An 18,610-nucleotide genomic window follows, 5' to 3' on the forward strand; every position below is an offset into this window, starting at 1 on the left:
TGCCCCCTGCCCTGCGTTCACCCAGGACCGGCGCGTAGGTTCGCGCGGGGCGGGGCCTCCCGGCACACCGGGGTTCGTCTCCGTCGAATGCCGCGGTGGAGGCGCCGCTGGCAGCGTTCGACGGAGATGAACCGCCGCGCCGGCGAACGGAGGAGAACACAGAGGGCGGCGCGCGTCAGGCGTCGCCGCCGGGGCGGCGCGGGTCAGGCGCCGCCGGGGCGGCGCGGCGCGGGTCAGGCGTCGCCGCCGAGGGCGGCGAGGCGCGCCTCCTCGTCGGCGGCGATCGCCGACTCGATGATCGGCTCGAGGGCGCCGTCCATGACCTGGTCGAGGTTGTACGCCTTGTAGCCGGTGCGGTGGTCGGCGATGCGGTTCTCGGGGAAGTTGTACGTGCGGATGCGCTCGGACCGGTCCATGCCGCGGATCTGCGAGCGACGGGCATCGGACGCCGCCGCGTCGAGCTCCTCCTGCTGCTTGGCGAGCAGGCGTGCGCGCAGCACGCGCATGCCGGCCTCGCGGTTCTGCAGCTGCGACTTCTCGTTCTGCATCGACACGACGATCCCGCTCGGCACGTGGGTGATGCGCACCGCCGAGTCGGTCGTGTTGACCGACTGACCGCCCGGACCCGACGAGCGGAACACGTCGATCTTTAGGTCGTTCGGGTCGATGTGGATCTCTTCGGGCTCGTCGACCTCGGGGAACACCAGCACCCCGGTGGTCGACGTGTGGATCCGCCCCTGCGACTCGGTCGCCGGCACCCGCTGCACGCGATGCACACCGCCCTCGTACTTCAGGTGCGCCCAGACGCCCTGAGCGGGATCGGACGAGGAGCCCTTGATCGCGACCTGGACGTCCTTGTAGCCGCCGAGGTCGGACTCGTTGCGCTCGAGGAGCTCGGTCTTCCAGCCCTTCGACGCGGCGTACTGCAGGTACATGCGCAGCAGATCGGCGGCGAACAGCGCCGACTCGGCGCCGCCCTCACCCTGCTTGATCTCCATGATCACGTCGCGCGCGTCATCGGGGTCGCGCGGGATCAGCAGGCGGCGGAGCCGCTCCTGCGTCTCGCCGAGGCGCGCCTCCATGGCGGGCACCTCTTCGGCGAACGCCTCGTCGTCACGGGCGAGCTCGCGGGCGGCATCCAGATCATCGGATGCCGCCAGCCAGTCCTCGTGCGCCTTCACGATGCGCGACAGCTCGGCGTAGCGCCGGTTGACGCGCTTGGCGCGCGCGGCATCGGCGTGCACCGCGGGGTCGGAGAGCTCCTCCTGCACCGCGCGGTGCTCGTCGATCAGCGCCCGGACGGAATCGAACATCGCGGGTTCGACCATCGGGGATCAGCGGATGCTGTTGTCGTCCGCGTGGCTGCGTCCGCCGCTGTGACCGGTGGTGGGAGCCGGGATCGACTTCTGCATCTGCACGAGGAACTCGACGTTCGACGACGTCTCCTTCAGCTTGCCGAGCACGACCTCGAGCGCCTGCTGCGGGTCGAGACCCGCCAGCGCGCGACGCAGCTTCCAGGTGATCTTGACCTCGTCGGGCGAGAGCAGCATCTCCTCGCGGCGGGTGCTCGACGCGTTGACGTCGACCGCCGGGAAGATGCGCTTGTCGGCGAGCTGGCGCGACAGGCGCAGCTCGCTGTTGCCGGTGCCCTTGAACTCCTCGAAGATCACGTCGTCCATCTTGGAGCCGGTCTCGACAAGCGCGGTCGCGAGGATCGTGAGCGATCCGCCGTTCTCGATGTTGCGTGCGGCGCCGAAGAAGCGCTTGGGCGGATACAGTGCCGACGCGTCGACGCCACCGGTGAGCACACGGCCCGAGGTGGGCGCCGAGATGTTGTACGCACGGCCCAAACGCGTGATCGAGTCCAGCAGCACGACGACATCGCGACCCAGCTCCACCAGGCGCTTCGCGCGCTCGATGGCGAGCTCGGCGACGGTGGTGTGGTCCTCGGCCGGACGGTCGAAGGTCGACGCGATGACCTCGCCCTTGACCGTGCGCTGCATGTCGGTGACCTCTTCGGGCCGCTCGTCGACCAGCACGACCATGAGGTGGACCTCGGGGTTGTTGGTCGAGATCGCGTTGGCGATCTGCTGCAGCACGATCGTCTTGCCCGCCTTGGGCGGCGCGACGATGAGACCGCGCTGACCCTTGCCGATCGGCGCGACGAGGTCGATGATGCGCTGCGTCAGCTTCTCGGGGCCGGTCTCGAGGCGCAGACGCTCCTGCGGGTACAGCGGCGTCAGCTTGCCGAACTCCACCCGGGTCGCGGCGTCGTCGACCGACAGACCGTTGACCGCGTCGACCTTGACGAGCGCGTTGTACTTCTGGCGACTGGACTGCTCGCCCTCGCGCGGCTGCTTGATCGCACCCACGACGGCGTCGCCCTTGCGCAGGTTGTACTTCTTGACCTGGCCGAGGGAGACGTAGACGTCGCTCGGGCCGGGCAGGTAGCCGGAGGTGCGGACGAACGCGTAGTTGTCGAGCACGTCGAGGATGCCGGCGATCGGGATGAGGACGTCGTCCTCGCCGATCTCGGTGTCGAACTCGTCACCGGTCGCCTGCGTGCCGCGGCGCTTGTTGCGCTGGCGGCCACGCCCGTTGCCCTGCGACTGCTGGTCGTCCTCGAGGGCCTCGCCCTTGGACTCGGTCGCCGGCTGCGCGTTGTGGTTCTGACCACCCTGGGCGTTCTGCGACTGAGCGCCCTGACCGCCCTGGTTCTGGGCGTTCTGGTTCTGACCACCCTGGGCGTTCTGGTTCTGACCACCCTGGGTGTTGCGGTTGCGGCTGCGGCTCCGGCTGCGGCTGCGTCCACGACCTGACGCCTCGGCGCCGTCGTTCTCGCCCTCGCCGGACTGCTCGGCAGGCTGCTCGACGCCATCGGTCGACTCGGCGGCGGGTGCCTCCTCGGCGGTCGCGGCCTCTGTACCCTCCGCAGACCGCGCCTGCGCGCTGCCGCGACCCTGGCGACGCCGCGGGCCGGCAGCCGCAGGGGCTGCCTCGGTGTCGGTCGGCGCGACATCGGCTGCGGCGTCCGCCTGCGCGACCTCCGCCTGTGCGACGTCGGCCTGTGCCGCCTCGGCGGGTGCCGCCTCGACCGGAGCCTCCGCGGGAGCCTCGACAGGCTCGGCCGGGGGGACATCCGAGCTCTTGGCACGGCGCGGCGCGCGCTTGCGCGGCGCCTTCGCGGGGGCCTCGGCCACCGCTTCCGCCACGACCTCGGCGGCCACGGCGTCGGCGACAGCCGCTTCAGCGACAGCCTCTTCCGCGACCGCGTCGGCGACGATCGCCTCGGCGACGGCCTCTTCGGCCACGGCCTCGGCGGCCTCGGCGGCGCCCGGATCGCCGGCATCCTCGGCGACGATCGCCTCGGCGACAGCCTCTTCGGCGACCGCTTCGGCGGCGACCGCCTCGACGACCGCCTCGTCGGCGACGGCATCAGCCACGATGGCTTCGGCCACAGCCTCTTCGACGACGGCCTCGATCACGGCGTCGTCTGCCACGGCCTCGGCCGGGGCTTCGATGGTCTCGGCGTTCTCGACAGCCTCGGGCGCTTCCGCGCGCTCGTCGGCCGGAACGTCGGCATGGACCTCGGAGATGGACTCCACGAGTTCTCCCTTGTGAAAAACGAACGATTGTGCACGATCGCACAGCACTGCGGGTGGCGTCTGCCCGTCTCGATCAGTTGTCACGCCTGTCGAAACACCCGCCGACGGGGTGAGGGACCGCGAGGGTGCTCAGCGGACGTCGGCAGGTCAGAATGCCGTGCGGTGGTTTCGCAGATTTGCGACGGAGGCCAGATTCACGTATTACGTGGAACCCTCCGCGTACTCCCTCACTGTACCACCCTTGAAGTCGACGGCGAGCATGAGCGCCTCCCAGGGAGTGTCGGTCACGGCGGCCGCGAGAGCCGCCGCCTCGAGGCGCCGCCCCGGGCCGTCGGCGAGGACGAGCACGCTCGGCCCCGCCCCTGACACGACCGCCGCGAAGCCCTGCGCGCGCAGCGCCCGCACGAGACCGTCGGTCTCGGGCATGGCGCTCGCACGGTAGTTCTGGTGCAGCTTGTCCTCGGTGGCCGCCTGCAGCAGCTCGGGGCTCTGAGTGAGGGCCGCGATGAGCAGCGCCGAACGAGAGACGTTGAAGACGGCGTCCTCGCGCGGCACCTGTGTGGGCTGCAGGCTGCGCGCGAGCTTGGTCGACATCGTGAACTCGGGCACGAGCACGAGGGGCGACACTCCGCGGTGGACCAGCAGCTTCTTGTGCTGGGGTCCGCCGTCGTCGACCCAGGCGATCGTGAGACCGCCGAACAGCGCGGGCGCGACATTGTCGGGGTGGCCCTCGAGCTCGGTCGCCAGTCGCAGCAGAGCATCGGGACCGAGCTCCACATCGCCCTCGAGCAGGCCCCTGGCCGCCAGCAGGCCCGAGACCACCGCGGCACCCGAGGAGCCGAGTCCGCGCCCGTGCGGGATGACGTTGCGGGCGACGAGGCGGAGCCCCGGCATCCGTCGCCCGGCGGATTCGTACGCGTAGGCGATCGCCCGCACCACCAGGTGCGACGCGTCGCGCGGCACGTCAGCGGCGCCCGCCCCCTCGACCTCGATCTCGAGCTGCCCCTCGGGCAGCGCGGTCACGTCGAGCTCGTCGTAGAGGCTGAGCGCCAGGCCGAGCGTGTCGAAGCCCGGTCCGAGGTTCGCGCTCGTCGCCGGAACCCGCACCACGACCCGGCGCCCAGCGAGGGCACTCGAGCCGGACGCGGGCACGACGGCTGCGGTCACGCCCGCGGTCCCTGGGCTTCGGCAGGCTGGGCGGCGGGCGCCAGTTCGAGGACGGATGCCACTTCCGACGTCGTGGCGTCGACCACGGTGGGCTCGACCTCCGAGCCGTCCGCGTTGCGCAGCGCCCAGTGCGGGTCCTTGAGACCGTGGCCGGTGACCGTCAGCACGACGCGAGCGCCCTGCGGCACGACGCCGGCCTCGACGCGGTCGAGGAGCCCTGCGACGCTGATCGCCGACGCCGGCTCGACGAAGATGCCGACCTCGCCTGCGAGGAGCTTCTGCGCGGCGAGGATGCGGTCGTCGTCGATGGCGCCGAAGTAGCCGTCGGTCGCGGCGCGCGCCTCGAGGGCGAGGTCCCAGGATGCGGGATTGCCGATGCGGATGGCGCTGGCCACCGTCTCGGGGTTGCGCACGACCTCGCCGCGCACGAGCGGCGCCGAGCCCTCGGCCTGGAAGCCGAACATGCGGGGAATTCGTGTCGAGACGCCGGCGTCGGCCTCTTCGCGGTAGCCGCGCGTGTAGGCGGTGTAGTTGCCCGCGTTCCCGACGGGGATGAAGTGGAAGTCGGGCGCGTCGCCCAGCTGCTCGACGACCTCGTAGGCGGCGGTCTTCTGGCCGTCGATCCGGTCGGGATTGACCGAGTTGACCAGGTGCACCGGGTAGTTGTCGGCGAGCTCGCGTGCGATCTCGAGGCAGTCGTCGAAGTTGCCGCGGATCTGGATCAGACGGCCGTTGTGGGCGACGGCCTGGCTGAGCTTGCCCATGGCGATCTTGCCTTCAGGGACGAGCACTGCCGCCGTGATGCCGGCGTGCGCGGCGTAGGCCGCGGCCGAGGCCGACGTGTTGCCGGTCGACGCGCAGATGACGGCCCTGGCGCCGTGATCGATCGCGCGCGAGACGGCGACCGTCATGCCGCGGTCCTTGAACGAGCCCGTCGGGTTCATGCCCTCGAACTTCACCCACACGTCGGTGCCGGTGCGACGCGACAGCGCCGGGGCGGGCAGCAGCGGCGTGCCGCCCTCTCCCAGCGTGACCACGGTCGAGGTGTCCGTCACGCCGAGGCGATCTGCGTATTCGCGGAGGACTCCGCGCCAAACATGTGCCATGTCAGTCTCCTTCAGACCCGTCAGTTGCCTTCGACCCGCAGAACCGAGACGACGCGTTCCACCACGCCGCTGGCGGCCAGTCGGTCCACCGTCTCGCTGAGGTCCTGCTCCAACGCCTTGTGCGTGCCGATCACCAGTCGGGCCACGCCGCCCTCGCCCTCGCCCGACTCCACGACCGTCTGCTCGACGGTGGCGATCGAGACGCGCCCGTCGCTGAGGATGCCGGCGACCGTCGCGAGCACTCCCGGCTGGTCGTCGACCTCGAGCGTGATCTGGTAGCGCGTGGTGACACGGCCGACGGGCACGATGGGGAGATTCGCGAGCGTGGACTCGCCGACGCCCACCCCGCCCGCGATGTGACGGCGCGCCGCCGACACCACATCGCCGAGGACGGCCGATGCGGTCTGCACGCCGCCGGCGCCCGCGCCGTAGAACATCAGGTTGCCGGCGGCCTCGGCCTGCACGAACACCGCGTTGTTGGCGCCGTGCACGCTGGCGAGCGGGTGCGCGCGGTCGATGAGCGCGGGATAGACCCGCACCGAGATGGATTCTCCGGATGCCTCGGTGAGGCGCTCGCAGACGGCGAGCAGCTTGATGACATACCCGGCGTGGCGCGCGGCATCCATCATGGAGGAGTCGATGGCGGTGATGCCTTCGCGGTGCACCGCCTCGAGCGGGACCGTGGTGTGGAAGGCGAGGCTCGCGAGGATCGCAGCCTTCTGAGCGGCGTCGTAGCCTTCGACGTCGGCCGTCGGGTCGGACTCGGCGTACCCGAGGCGCTGCGCGTCGGCGAGCACGTCGGAGAACTCGGCGCCCTCCGTGTCCATGCGGTCGAGGATGTAGTTCGTCGTGCCGTTGACGATGCCCATGATGCGCTGGACGCGATCGCCCGCGAGCGAGTCGCGGAGCGGGCGGATGATCGGGATCGCGCCGGCGGCTGCCGCCTCGTAGTAGACCTCGGCGCCGACCTGGTCGGCCGCGTCGAAGATCTCGGGACCGTGCGTGGCCAGGAGCGCCTTGTTGGCGGTGACGACGTCGGCACCCGAGTTGATCGCGTGCAGCAGGTAGCTGCGCGCCGGCTCGATGCCGCCCATGAGCTCGATGACGATGTCGGAGCCGACGATCAGCGAGTCCGCGTCGGTCGTGAACAGCTCGGACGGCAGATCGACGTCGCGCTTGGCGTCGACGTCGCGCACCGCGATGCCGACCAGCTCGAGCCGCGCTCCTGCCCGGTCGGCGAGCTCGTCGGCGTGCTGGCGCAGCAGCGCGGCGACCTGCGAGCCGACGGCTCCGGCCCCCAGCAGCGCGACGCGGAGTCGGCGGTAGTCGGTCATGCGGTCCCTTCCATCGGTGCGTCCTGAAGAGGACGCCCAGCATCGAACACGGTCGCGGCGAGGCCGGCATCGCGGGCGAGCAGATCGTCGATCGTCTCGCCGCGCACGATGACGCGCGCCTCTCCCCCGCGCAGCGCCACGATGGGCGGGCGCGGGACGTAGTTGTAGTTGTTCGCGAGCGAGAAGCAGTAGGCGCCGGTCGCGGGCACGGCGAGCAGATCGCCGGGTGACACATCGCCGGGGAGGTACTCCGCGTCGACCACGATGTCGCCCGACTCGCAGTGCTTTCCGACGACGCGCACGAGGGCGGGATCGGCGTCGCTCGCGCGCGATGCGATGCGCGCCGAGAACTGGGCGCCGTACAGGGCCGGGCGGGCGTTGTCGCTCATGCCGCCGTCGACGCTGACGTACAGGCGCGTCAGGCCGTCGCCGCTGACGTCGCCGCCGAGGGCGACCGGCTTGGTCGTGCCCACCTCGTACAGGGTCACGCCCGCGCGGCCGACGATCGCCCTGCCCGGCTCGAACGCGAGGTTCGGAACCGGGATGCCGCGCACCTCGCACTGCTGCGCCACCGCCTCGGCGATGCCGAACGCGAGCTCCTCGATCGGCGTGGGGTCGTCGACCGACGTGTAGGCGATGCCGAAGCCGCCGCCGAGGTTGAGCACCGGCAGCTCGCCGCCCTGGCGCAGCTCGGCGTGCAGCTCGACGAGGCGCGCGGCGGACTCCTCGAAGCCGGCGGTGCCGAAGATCTGCGAGCCGATGTGACAGTGCAGGCCCACGAGCTGGAGACCGTCCAGCTCGCGGATGCGGGCGGCGGCGGCGGCGGCATCCGTCAGCGTGAAGCCGAATTTCTGGTCTTCGTGGGCCGTCGCGAGGAAGTCGTGCGTCTCGGCGTGCACGCCGCTGTTGACCCGCAGCAGCACCGCCTGCGACGCACCTCGGCGCTGGACGATGGCACCCAGCCGCTCGATCTCGATGAGGCTGTCGATGACGATGGACCCGACGCCCGCCTCGACGGCGCGCTCGAGCTCGGGCACCGACTTGTTGTTGCCGTGGAAGCCGAGTCGGGCAGGGTCGGCTCCCGCCGCCAGCGCGAGCGCCAGCTCACCGCCGGTGCAGACGTCGACGGCGAGCCCCTCGTCGGTCACCCATCGCACCACCTCGGCGGTCAGGAGCGCCTTGCCGGCGTAGTAGACGCGGGCCTGTGCGCCGTGCAGCGCGGCCGCGGCACGGAAGGCGTCCAGCGCGCGCCGCGCGGTCGCGCGCACCTCGTCTTCGTCGATGACGTAGAGCGGCGTGCCGAAGCGCTCGCGAAGCGCCGTCGCGGTGATCCCGCCGAGCTCGAGGACACCGGCCGCGTCACGGGTGGCCGCCGCCGGCCACACCGCGGGGGCGAGGGCGTTGGCGTCGTCGGGACGCTCCAGCCATGCGGGAACGACGGAGCGGGTATGCGGGTCGGCGGACACGGTGGACCAATCGGTGGGAGCTTCGACGCGTGGCCGTCCGGGGATGGTGGTACGGCTCTGCCTGCTGGAGGGGTCACGCTCTGGCGGTGACACGGGTCTCCGGCGGTGCTAGAAGTCTAGGGCACACGACTCCGGCCCCTCGTGTCGTGTGACGCCGTGCGGCCGCTCAGGCGCAGGTGCCGTTCTCCTGCAGCGCGGGATCGGTGGCGATCGAGCCGTCGACGTCGAAATCGGCCACCAGGAGGTCGCCGTCCACCTCGACGCCCGTGAGCACCACGCCGGCCGGGAGGTACTGCGCGATGCACACGTTCCAGTCGCGCAACACGGTGTCGGCGAGCCTGCCGAACTGGTCGCGCAGCGCGTCGGCGGTCACCTCCGAGCCGCCGAGCTGCAGCGACGCGGGCGAGAGCACGACCTGTCCGTCGGCCGCGGTCGGTGTGAGGGCGACTCCGATGGGGATCGCGACGCCGAACAGCTGGAGGTCCAGCGACATGGTGACGTTGGGAGCTGCCAGCCCGACGGTGTCGGCGGGGAAGCCCTCGACGGTCGACAGCAGCGTCTGCAGCTGCGACTCGTCGAGCGACACGGTCGCCGTGGCGCCGCTCATCTCGCCGTCGCCCCGCACCGCCACATCGTGAGCCGTCACCGTGACGTCGCCGGTGACGCCACCGAAGGTGACGTCGTCGGACGCGATCGTGAGGTCGTCGATGCTGCCGCCGATGAGTTGAGGGATCACCGCTCCGGCGACATCGACGTCGATCTGCTGATCGGCCGGCAGCGACAGCTGCGTGCGCACCTGGTCGCGCACCACGCCCGTCACGATCTGACGCGCGATCGCCTCCGCCGCGAACCAGGCGGCGACCGCCAGCACGGCGACGATCGCGAAGGCCACGATCCACGGCCACACGCGGCGCCGGGGAGCCGGCTCGGCGGCGGGCACCATTCCGTCGGGAAGGGGTTCCGTCGCCTGCGTGTCGCCGTGAGACATGTCTACATCCGTTCCGGTGCGGTGACACCGAGCAGGTCGAGCCCGTTGCGCAGAACCTGTCCCGTGGCGTCGTTGAGCCACAGACGCGTGCGATGGACGGGCTCCACGGGCTCGTCGCCCAGGGGGATCACGCGGCAGTTGTCGTACCAGCGGTGATACAGCCCGGCGAGCTCCTCGAGATAGCGGGCGACCCGGTGCGGCTCGCGCACCTCGGCCGCGAACCCCACGATGCGCGGGAACTCCTGCAGCGCGCCGAGGAGCGCCGACTCGGTCTCGTGCGTGAGCAGCTCGGGTGCGAACTGCGAGCGATCGACTCCGGACGCCGCGGCGTGGCGTCCGACGTTGTGGGTGCGCGCATGCGCGTACTGCACGTAGAAGACCGGGTTGTCGTTCGTGCGCTTGCGGAGGATCTCGGGATCCAGGGTCAGCGGCGAGTCGGCGGGGTAGCGCGCGAGCGAGTACCGCAGCGCATCGGTGCCGATCCAGTCGCGAAGGTCGTCGAGCTCGATGATGTTGCCCGCGCGCTTGGAGAGGCGCGCCCCGTTGACCGACACGAGCTGGCCGATGAGCACCTCGATGTCCTTCTCGGGATCATCGCCTGCCGCGCCGGCGAGCGCCTTCAGACGGTGGACGTAGCCGTGGTGATCGGCGCCGAGCAGGTAGATCTTGTGCGCGAAGCCGCGGTCGCCTTTGCTGAGGTAGTAGGCCGCGTCCGCGGCGAAGTAGGTGTACTCGCCGTTGGAGCGGCGGATGACCCGGTCCTTGTCGTCGCCGAAGTCGGTGGTGCGGACCCACACGGCGCCGTCCTCGTCGAAGACGTGGCCCTGCTCGCGCAGACGGTCCACCGCCTCGTCCACGAGGCTGGGCTCGCCACCCGGTCCCTTCGCATGCAGCGTGCGCTCGCTGAAGAAGACGTCGAAGTGGACGTTGAACTTCTCCAGCGACGCCTGCAGGTCGCCGAGCTGCAGCTCGTACGCGCGGTCGCGCGCCACCGCCGCCTGTTCGTCGGCCGGGAGAGACAGCAGGTCGGGCACCGCGGAGAGGACGCGCTGCGCCAGGTCGTCGATGTAGGAACCCGGGTAGCCGCCCTCGGGGGTCGGCTCACCCTTCGCGGCCGCCAGAACGGAGCGGCCGAACCGGTCCATCTGCGCACCGGCGTCGTTGACGTAGAACTCCCGGACGAGGGTGGCGCCGCTGGCCAGCAGCAGGCGCGCCAGGGAGTCGCCGAGCGCCGCCCACCGGGTGTGGCCGATGTGCATCGGCCCGGTCGGGTTGGCGCTGACGAACTCGAGGTTGATCGTGTTCCCGCGCTGCGACTCGTTGGTGCCGAACGCCGCGCCGGCATCGACGATGGTCTTCGCGAGCACACCGGCGGCCGCGGCATCCAGCCGGATGTTGATGAAGCCGGGACCCGCGACCTCTACACCGGCGACGCCGTCGACCGCGGCCAGGCCGGCAGCGATGTCGGCGGCGAACTCGCGCGGGTCGGCACCGACGGTCTTCGCCAGCTTGAGTGCCGCATTGGAGGACCAGTCGCCGTGGTCACGGTTCTTGGGCCGCTCGAGCGGCAGGTCGGCAGGGGTGAGCCCCTCGGCCGCACCGGGTCGTCGGGCCTCGGCGAGCGGGGCGACGACGGCGAGCAGGGCGACGGAGAGGGCTTCGGGATTCATAACCGCACCAGTCTATTCGCCGGGTCCCGAACGTTCTGTCGCGAGCGTCCGGCGCGCGTCAGCCGGCGACTCGCTCACGCCGTGCGGGGCGTCAGGAGATCTGCACCAGCGCGCCGAAGTCGTCGAGAGCCGGATCGGTCCAGACGCCCTCTCCGATCGCGGCCGGCGAGCCGGCCACGGCCGGCTGATCGGCCGGGAGGGCTGCCAGTCCATCGAGGGGCGCCGCATCGGGGACCGCCCATGCGTCGACATGCAGGCGCGTCAGCCCGACGTAGCCGCCGTGGTAGCTGAGGAAGGCGCAGTCCGCGGCATCCCGTCCCGTCGCGATGCGCACCAGCGACCGCCGGTTCGACAGCCGCGTGGCGTCGATCACATACCAGGCGCCGTCCAGGTATGCCTCGGCGACGGCGTGGAAGTCCATGGGGCGCAATCCGGGCGCGTAGCAGGCGGCGTAGCGCGCCGGCATGTCCATCGCTCGCAGCAGGGCGATCACGACGTGCGCGTAATCGCGGCACACGCCCTGCCCTGTCATGAGGGTGGTCACGGCACTGTCGGTGCCCTGGCTGAGGCCGGGGGTGTACGTCGTGCTCGTCGAGACGAACTCCGACACCGCCGCGATGAGGTCGTGGCCGGAGAGTCCCTTGAACTGCCGGCGGGCCTGCTGGAACACCTCGTCGGACTGCGCGTAGCGGCTCGGGCGGAGGTAGGTGATGGCCTCGAGGTCGCTCGTGCGGCTCGTCGACGCCTGGCCGTCGACGGTCGCTTCGTAGCGGATCTCGAGGCGACCGGGCTCGCCCGTGAGGCGGTGCAGCCTGCTCCCGGACTGGTCGACGATCTCGGTCGGCGTGTACACGCGATCGCCCTGGGTGAACGTCAGCTGCTCGTTCGAGATCGGCACTGCCTGGGCGGCCGCGATCTGGAAGATGAGGTCGACGGATGCCCCCAGTTCGAGGTCCATCTCAGCGGTCACGACGCGTTGCACCGAAGTATCCTCGCACGCCGGGAAGGCTGTCCGGCACGGAGTTCCACAGGCTCGGCGACGGGCGGCCGACCATGGTGCGGAACCTCAGGATCCGCCCCAGGGATTCCCCTGTTCACGGCGCGTGTTCGGTGTTCCCCGAACGATGACTTACCCTCTTCTCATGCACGCGCCCGGCCGCACTCGCGCACGGCGGCTGTGGCTCCCCCTGCTGGGCGCTGCGCTGGCCGTCGCTGCGGTGTGCGCGGTAGCGGTCCTGCGACCCTGGGGCGCGCCCGAGCCGGTGGCCCCGGTGGCTGTGGCGGAAGGGGATGCCGCGGTCGCGGCATCCGCTCCGCCCGCCCCTCTCGTGCTCGAAGACGACGCGCGCGTGCTCGTGTTCGGCGACTCGTGGGTCTACGGGTCGGCGGCGACAGTGCCGACCCTCGGCTTCGCATACCTGCTCGCCGACGAGCTCGGCGTCGAGACCGTCGTGAACGGCGTGCGCGGCAGCGGGTACCTGAAGCCCGGCCTCGACGGTCCGGCCTACGGCGAGCGCATCGCCGCCCTCGACCCGGCGCTCGACCCCGACCTCATCATCGTCGAAGGCTCGATCAACGACCGCAAGCTGTACCCGACCGGTTACCGGGATGCCGTGACCGCCGCGTGGGACGCGCTCGAGGCCCGCTACCCCGAGGCCACGATCGTCGTCCTGGGCCCCTCGCCGCAGGTGCTGCCGGTCGAGAGCGCGACGCGCGCCATCGATGCCGAGCTCAGCGAGCTCGCCGCCGGACGCGGCTGGTGGTACATCTCGCCCATCGCCGAGGACTGGATCACCACGGCCAACTACCTCGACGTCATCGACACCGGCCCGATCGGGCGGGACCACCCGTCGACGGACGGCCATGCGTACCTCGCCGGGCGCGTCGCGGACGCGATCGAGCGCATGGAGCAGCAGGCCGCGGTCGTGGCCGACGCCCCGCACGACGAGGAGACCGTCGCGCCGTGACCGGCGGGTCCGCGGCGTCGCCGCCGGATAAACGAAGAATCCCAGGCGAACCTGGGATTCTTTCTGTTGTGCCCCCGACAGGAATCGAACCTGCGACCTTTGGTACCGGAAACCTCTCCCGGGCCTTTCAGCCGCCGGGCGGCTCGTTGAAATCCGCGTAATTCCGGGCTTTTTCGCCCTTTCTCAATCAGGTCGATCGGGGCGATTCTGAGACGTTTGTTGTCAAAATGTTGTCACGGATGGGGCGCTCTCGACGGTGTTCGCCGAACCGCCACCGGAGCCGCACTCGTTAGCGCATCGCGTCTTGGATGCGGCGGTCGAGGTCATCGAGCTCCCCGAGGAGGTCGGACGCCATCCATACCCGATCCCTCTTCCTCCCGGTGATCTCACGGATCACCCCCGCTTCGACGAGGCGATCAATTGCGGCGTAGGTCTGCACAGTTTTCGTGCCCGAGTAGCGCTCGAGTTCATCCGCGTTCATCACGGGGTGGTCGAAGAACATAGGAAGAAGGTTGCCGATCGCCGACCCCTTGCGCGGCTTCAGCTCGGCCATCCATTCCTCTGGGAGCTGCTTGATGCGCTCGATCGATGTACGTGACTCGATGGCGGCGACGTGTGCGGATCGAGTGAACAGGCCGGCGAGTGGACTTGGGTCACCGGCGCGGTACGTGGCCAGCGCGGTGAAGTAGTCGTCGCGGCGCGCGAGAATGCCGGATGCCAGCGGGATGACGGCGTTCCTGGTGACGCGGCGCCGTCGCAGCGAAGCCGAAACGAGCGCACGTCCCACACGGCCGTTGCCGTCTGTGAACGGGTGGATCGACTCGAACTGGGCATGTGCGATCGACGCCTGGACGAGCACCGGTATGTCATCGCGGTTCAAGTAGTCCAGCAGATCGCGCATCAGCGGCTCGACGCGCTCCGGTGCCGGTGGAACATGCAGCGCACCGCGAGGGGAGTAATCCGAGCCTCCGACCCAGTTCTGCATGTCCCGCATCCGACCTGCATAGTCCGCTTCGTAAGGGTCGTCCCGCATGAGCGCGCGGTGCGAATCGAGCAGATCCTCGAGTGTGAAGGTGCCGCGCTCCCCCACGACTGTCACCATGTGGTGCAATGCCGTACTCGCGGCCACCATGCTCGCGGCGGACGAATTGGCCCGGTTTCCCGCGATCGCTCGGGCGTAGTCTTCGGCGCTGGCGGTGATTCGTTCGATCTTCGATGAAGCCACCGACTCCGTGCGGATCATGAATCGACTGAGTGCCACGGAGTTGCCCTCGGCGTCGGTGTCGGCACGGGCGATCACGATGAGTGCGCTCTCGGCCGCTGAGATGAGCGCCAGTGACGGGGTGTAGTCGAGGTTCGCGATGAACGGCGGGATGGAGACGTCGACGGATTGCATCGTGCGGTCCGCGCGTGTTCCGCCGCGCGCAGTCTGGCGCCAAGGAAGACTCGCTACTCCGTGCGCGGGCCACCCATTGCTCATACCGAAAGTATGGCGCCTGTTAGTTTGGTTTTACAATGCTAAACCGAACTAACGGACGCGTTACTTCGGGAACCGCCTCGGCATCTAGCGGGCGCTGGCTTAGCGCGACACGCCCACGTGACTTCCGCTGGTCGGGCCGTAGCCTTGCGGCCGCATCGACTCTTCTCGGGCGGTTCGTCGAACCTCTGCCTCGACCGCGCGAATCGAGTCGTCGATGGTCACCTCGGTCGTTCCGCGCAGCATGGAGGCGGCGAGCGTGCTCCTCGCCGCGGCATCCGTCGTCGCGACAACGATGGCGCGATTGTGGTGACGGCCACGGGTGAGCCCGACATAGAGCCCGGCGGCGTCAACATCCGGACCCACGATTGCAACCTCCGTTGTTTCGCCTTGGATCCCGTGCACTGTCGAGGCATAGGAGAGCTGGATGTGTTCGAGCGCGTATTCGCGACTGACCCGGTGCAGTTCGCCGCTGTCGACGGGCGAGACGAGGTAGATCGCGTCGGGTTCGATCCCGGCGACGATCCACTGGGCGCGATTCTCGACACCGGTTCGTCGATCGTTTCGGCGAGTTTGCACCATGTCGCCGACCAGAAGACGCTGCTCATCGATTCCCATCGCGATGGTGCGCGGGTCGAGTTCGCCCCGGTCGATGCGGCCATCCTGAATCTGGGTGTTGACCGCGTCCGCTTCATTGTTCGTCCCGCACACAAGCGCCACCCGCTGACCGCGGGACCGGGCCGCGAAATAGCCGTTCACCATTGCTGCCCGGGACTCGTCGTTGCCGTCGACGCGTTGCACATGTCCGCGGCGCACGAGTGTGTCGGCGATCTCGAGAGCGTGGACGCGATCACGGGGAGACCTGAGCTGAAGTGTGAGGGCGGCGTAGTCGCGGTCTTGGAACCGATGCACGGTATCCAGTTCTACGGATGCCGATGCGTGGCGGATCGCGGATGCCATCGCTCCGGCGTGCCCGACAGGCAATGCTTGCAGCGGGTCGCCGACCATCGCCATGCCGGCGCCCGTCTCGAGGACGAGTTCTGCGAGGGCGTTCGCTGTCTGCAGGTCCACCATGCCGGCTTCGTCTACGACGATGCGGTCTCCGCCGCACAGGGGGTACCTTTGCGGACCGTCGTAGGGTGCACCTGTGGTGTGGTCGACCTCATGGAGAGCGAGGCGGTGCCAGACCTGGGCGCCGGCTCCATCGGTGGACCACCGGTACCCGTAGTCGTACAGGAGCGCGTGCAGACTCGACGCCTCGGCACCGGTTTCACGCGAGGCGACGGAGGCCCCCTTGAGGGTGGGCGCAACGATCAGCATCCGACGGCGCCGCAAGGTCAACGCGCTGTGGGCGGCGCGAAGGATCGTCGTTTTCCCCGCGCCGGCCGGACCCGTCACGGTGACGAGTCCTGCGGTTCCGGCGATCGCGCACGCGGCGGCTGTCTGAGGCGGGTCGAGATCATCGAGATCCCCGGATGCCGTTCGACGGAGTTCGTCGGGCAACAGCGAGCGGCCTGGGCTCGCGATCGCGTCGTACTGGCCAGCGAGGCGGATCTTCAGTCGCATCGTCTCAGTCGCCATCAACGACTTCACATGCTCCGGCACACTGATCTCCGACGACAGGCTCATGACGAGGTGATGCGCTCTGTCGACGGTGTCGTGAATGACGTCGGAGAGACTGTCGCGATTCGCAATAACGCCTGCCCGCGACAGTGCTCTGATGGCTCCAGCTCGCAAATCGTACCTACTGAAACGGCCGCTCGATCCGGTGGATCGTGCGTCGGCGTCCACGACAGCGGAAGCTGCGAGCAGGTCGATATCGAGAGTCTCGGGCGCGACGCCCGTAACGCCCGTGGGAGTGCGGGGGTTGGCGATGTTGCCGCTGATGCTCGTTAGCTCGTCGCGCACGGCCGCTTCCCAGGACTGTTCGTCGAGGAGGGCAGGCTTGTTGGGGCGCGAGACTGCCCATGCTTGGCGGTCGATCTGCTGCAGGACACCGACACTGGGCTTCAGGCCGCTGTGCGCGGCCTCCCACTGTGCGGTCAGCTGAGCGCGATTCGCTTCGATCTGTGCGGACCGGCGGGACAGGGGCGCGACCGCGGACGCCAATTCGACGATCTCCCCGTCCGCGCCGATCGTGTAGCCGTGGCGGGCGAGCGCCGCAATCCACTGGGGGTCGGTCCGTGCGGCGAGTTCCCCTTCGGCGTTGACAACCGTGTGGAACTTCATGGCTACTCGGGAGTCGACGTTGGTCCACTTGCCGTCGTCACCGCACACCTTCACGTTCAGCCACAGATGCCGATGAGCGTGCGGGTCGAGCGCGCGCGAGCGGCGGTGCTGCAGTTCGACGACCTCGAGTCGGGCGATGGACTCGCGGATGAGTCCGCCGTGGCCGCGCCGTGCGTTGAGCTCTCGTTGCCAGAGAACGATCACGCGATCGCGGATGCGGTCCTGCAGGCCTTCGAATTCGGCCGCCAACTCTGGATGCAGAAGCGCGGCGATGCTGTACGACTTGGGGTGGTTGAGCGTGCCATCCAGAAGCAGGTCGGCGTCGGCACGCAAGAGGGACTTGCCCCGCTCCTCGCCCGTGACCGGATCATGCCCGGTCAGCCAGACCCGAAGACCACCCGCGGTGAGCTCGTCGGCGCAGACTGCGCCGTTCTCGACTACGAAGCGCTGCACCATCGAGTCGCTGTAGTGCTCGAGCGCCTCGATGCTGGACGTGTGCTGCAGATGTGCGTCGCAGGTTCCTTCGAGCGCGTAGGAGATCGCGTGTCGAACCCCGCGGGAGTCGACGCCCCTCTTCCAACGCTCCAGACCACCTCGCATGAGATCGAGGGTACGCCGACTATTGCTTATTCTCCAGGCTGTTTCACAATGGTGCCTGCGTGCATTGCAGTTCTCTTCGCTGAGATGGTTCCTGGATCAGCGTTGGTGCTGCTTCGTGTGAGGCATCTGAGCGTGCGGATGGTCCGGGCAGGCCAAACGGGCATCTGGCGTGCGAAGCCTCTGTCGGACTTCACGGCGGCATCATCGCCGCAGCAAGCGACTCACCTTCGTACACCGCACTCCCGGGCCTGAAGGGCCCCCGAATGTCTGGCGAATCAACCCCCGCACTGAGCGGCACAATACCGACGCTCGCCCCCTCTGAGCTGCAGCACGCTGCAGCGGCTCGCGTCGTCATCGGCGACCGAGTCGCACTAGGACCGCCTCATTCGTCGGGCAAGCACCCTCGCCGCGGAGCCCGGTAGGGCGATCCGAGACACTCGTAGTCGTCGCCGGGCCTATGCTTCCGCTCGCCCGATGGCGGCTCGGACGTCTCGGAATATGCGGTCACGGACCGAATCCGGTGCCTCGTCCCAGACGTACCACTTGAGGTCGACCGACTCGGCCGGGTCGCCGGCGCTGACGGGCATGGTTCCGCTGTAGAAGCTCGGGTCCTTGGGTGCAGCTGAATTGACGCTGACATTGAGCCCGTCGACCATTTTCGTTCCCGGCTCAGTCCAACGCCCACCTTGGACGAAAACCGCCGGGAACAGCGCGCCGCGCTGGGCGTACAGAAGACGACGGAGCCCGCTATCGTCGAGGCGCACCATGGTCCGCGCTTGGATCGTGAGGCTCACGGGGTGGCGCGGGAAGCGTTCATTGCGCCGGTGGACCCCGGGACCAAATGTAGCCTCAGCGGGCTGCCACAGAGACCCGTCTTCGTCCACCCACAACCCACCGACTCGCCAGGCTCCCAGCGCTTCCAAAACGGTTCAGACCGGTCGGCTTAACAGCCTCCCGACGACTGGGCGAAGGCACCGCGCCGCCGGCTTGGCCAAATGCAC

The 18,610-nt window shown here is 69.4% G+C and carries 13 protein-coding genes; 1 reads left to right on the forward strand and 12 read right to left on the reverse strand.

What is annotated here, in order from left to right:
• Window positions 1-233: 233 nt before the first annotated feature.
• The 9 genes from prfA to NCG93_RS10420 form a co-directional block, all read right to left on the reverse strand.
• A complete protein-coding gene (gene prfA / locus NCG93_RS10380; protein WP_284445014.1) occupies window positions 234-1,328 on the reverse strand; it encodes a peptide chain release factor 1 in 1,095 nt (364 codons plus the stop codon).
• Window positions 1,329-1,334: 6 nt separating this feature from the next.
• Window positions 1,335-3,605, reverse strand: a complete 2,271-nt coding sequence (gene rho / locus NCG93_RS10385; RefSeq protein ID WP_194413993.1) for a transcription termination factor Rho — start codon at window positions 3,603-3,605, stop codon at window positions 1,335-1,337.
• Between the two features lie 201 nt (window positions 3,606-3,806).
• Window positions 3,807-4,772, reverse strand: coding sequence for a homoserine kinase (gene thrB, locus NCG93_RS10390; RefSeq protein WP_252787507.1), 966 nt, complete (start codon window positions 4,770-4,772; stop codon window positions 3,807-3,809).
• Window positions 4,769-5,878 carry a threonine synthase gene (gene thrC / locus NCG93_RS10395; protein ID WP_194413994.1) on the reverse strand — a complete coding sequence of 370 codons (1,110 nt, stop codon included), beginning with the start codon at window positions 5,876-5,878 and terminating at the stop codon, window positions 4,769-4,771. The genes thrB and thrC overlap by 4 nt, the downstream gene beginning before the upstream one ends.
• 20 nt (window positions 5,879-5,898) lie before the next feature.
• Entirely contained in the window at window positions 5,899-7,212 is a 1,314-nt protein-coding gene (locus NCG93_RS10400) for a homoserine dehydrogenase (RefSeq protein ID WP_194413995.1), read from the reverse strand.
• A complete protein-coding gene (gene lysA, locus NCG93_RS10405; RefSeq protein ID WP_194413996.1) occupies window positions 7,209-8,678 on the reverse strand; it encodes a diaminopimelate decarboxylase in 1,470 nt (489 codons plus the stop codon). The genes NCG93_RS10400 and lysA overlap by 4 nt, the downstream gene beginning before the upstream one ends.
• 166 nt (window positions 8,679-8,844) lie before the next feature.
• Window positions 8,845-9,666, reverse strand: coding sequence for an LmeA family phospholipid-binding protein (locus tag NCG93_RS10410; RefSeq protein WP_194413997.1), 822 nt, complete (start codon window positions 9,664-9,666; stop codon window positions 8,845-8,847).
• A gap of 2 nt (window positions 9,667-9,668) precedes the next feature.
• On the reverse strand, window positions 9,669-11,336 hold the full coding sequence (locus NCG93_RS10415; protein ID WP_194413998.1) for an arginine--tRNA ligase: 1,668 nt from the start codon (window positions 11,334-11,336) through the stop codon (window positions 9,669-9,671).
• Between the two features lie 91 nt (window positions 11,337-11,427).
• Entirely contained in the window at window positions 11,428-12,318 is an 891-nt protein-coding gene (locus tag NCG93_RS10420; RefSeq protein ID WP_194413999.1) for a transglutaminase-like domain-containing protein, read from the reverse strand.
• A 160-nt stretch (window positions 12,319-12,478) separates the two neighbouring features.
• On the opposite strand from NCG93_RS10420, the gene NCG93_RS10425 reads away from it, so the two are divergent.
• The gene (locus NCG93_RS10425) at window positions 12,479-13,303 is read left to right on the forward strand and encodes an SGNH/GDSL hydrolase family protein (RefSeq protein ID WP_241741838.1); all 825 of its coding nucleotides are present in this window, start codon (window positions 12,479-12,481) and stop codon (window positions 13,301-13,303) included.
• Between the two features lie 289 nt (window positions 13,304-13,592).
• Here NCG93_RS10425 and NCG93_RS10430 read toward each other — a convergent pair whose 3' ends face one another.
• The 3 genes from NCG93_RS10430 to NCG93_RS10440 all read right to left on the reverse strand — a co-directional run bounded on the left by NCG93_RS10430 (window position 13,593) and on the right by NCG93_RS10440 (window position 18,403).
• Window positions 13,593-14,603: a Fic family protein gene (locus NCG93_RS10430; RefSeq protein WP_252787508.1), complete on the reverse strand. Its 1,011-nt coding sequence runs from the start codon at window positions 14,601-14,603 to the stop codon at window positions 13,593-13,595.
• Between the two features lie 279 nt (window positions 14,604-14,882).
• Complete coding sequence (locus NCG93_RS10435; RefSeq protein WP_194414002.1) at window positions 14,883-17,609, reverse strand: AAA family ATPase; 2,727 nt, start codon at window positions 17,607-17,609, stop codon at window positions 14,883-14,885.
• A gap of 455 nt (window positions 17,610-18,064) precedes the next feature.
• A complete protein-coding gene (locus NCG93_RS10440) occupies window positions 18,065-18,403 on the reverse strand; it encodes a hypothetical protein (protein ID WP_194414003.1) in 339 nt (112 codons plus the stop codon).
• Between the last annotated feature and the right edge of the window lie 207 nt (window positions 18,404-18,610).

This window comes from Microbacterium yannicii (assembly GCF_024055635.1).
Lineage (GTDB): Bacteria > Actinomycetota > Actinomycetes > Actinomycetales > Microbacteriaceae > Microbacterium > Microbacterium yannicii.

Coding starts and splice junctions, on each gene's coding strand:
- NCG93_RS10435 (WP_194414002.1), bottom strand. CDS start 17,609: ATGCGAGGTGGTCTGGAGCGTTGGAAGAGGGGCGTCGACTCCCGCGGG.
- NCG93_RS10425 (WP_241741838.1), top strand. CDS start 12,479: ATGCACGCGCCCGGCCGCACTCGCGCACGGCGGCTGTGGCTCCCCCTG.
- prfA (WP_284445014.1), bottom strand. CDS start 1,328: ATGGTCGAACCCGCGATGTTCGATTCCGTCCGGGCGCTGATCGACGAG.
- NCG93_RS10400 (WP_194413995.1), bottom strand. CDS start 7,212: ATGACCGACTACCGCCGACTCCGCGTCGCGCTGCTGGGGGCCGGAGCC.
- NCG93_RS10410 (WP_194413997.1), bottom strand. CDS start 9,666: ATGTCTCACGGCGACACGCAGGCGACGGAACCCCTTCCCGACGGAATG.
- NCG93_RS10415 (WP_194413998.1), bottom strand. CDS start 11,336: ATGAATCCCGAAGCCCTCTCCGTCGCCCTGCTCGCCGTCGTCGCCCCG.
- thrC (WP_194413994.1), bottom strand. CDS start 5,878: ATGGCACATGTTTGGCGCGGAGTCCTCCGCGAATACGCAGATCGCCTC.